The organism is Microtetraspora sp. AC03309 (assembly GCF_020826795.1).
Taxonomy (GTDB): Bacteria; Actinomycetota; Actinomycetes; order Streptosporangiales; family Streptosporangiaceae; genus Microtetraspora; species Microtetraspora glauca.
Genome location: NZ_JADDIL010000586.1, coordinates 1 through 408, shown reverse-complemented (window position 1 = coordinate 408; position 408 = coordinate 1). Strand labels below are relative to the sequence as shown.

Genomic DNA, 408 nt, shown 5'->3' with positions numbered 1-408 from the left:
TTTCGTGGGCAACTCGATGGGCGCGATCAACCTTCTCGTCGACGCCACCTCGGACACCCCCCGGCTCCCGGCGCGATCACTCACCGCGATCTGTGGGGGAGGGGATATCCAGCGCAACGAACATTCCGCGGCGTTGTACGACTACGACGCCACGCCTGCCGGGATGCGACGCATCGTCACCGCGCTCTTCGCCGATCCGGTCTATCCCGCCGACGAGGCGTACGTGCAACGGCGTTATGAGTCGAGCATCGCGCCAGGGGCCTGGGAAGCCCTGGCCGCAGCCCGTTTTCGCCGTCCTGGTCTGGACGCTCCGGCGATGCCGTCGTCGCAGCGAGCGTATGACCGCATCGCGGTGCCGGTCATGATCGTCGAAGGTGAACACGACAAGCTACTGCCGTCGGGGTGGGC

Annotated in this window: 1 protein-coding gene; it reads left to right on the top strand. The window is 66.7% G+C overall.

Annotated features, from left to right (window positions below):
- Positions 1-16: 16 nt before the first annotated feature.
- Positions 17-408, top strand: a 392-nt coding sequence (locus tag IMZ11_RS44480; RefSeq protein ID WP_228649814.1) for a hypothetical protein, incomplete at its 3' end; no start/stop codon positions are given.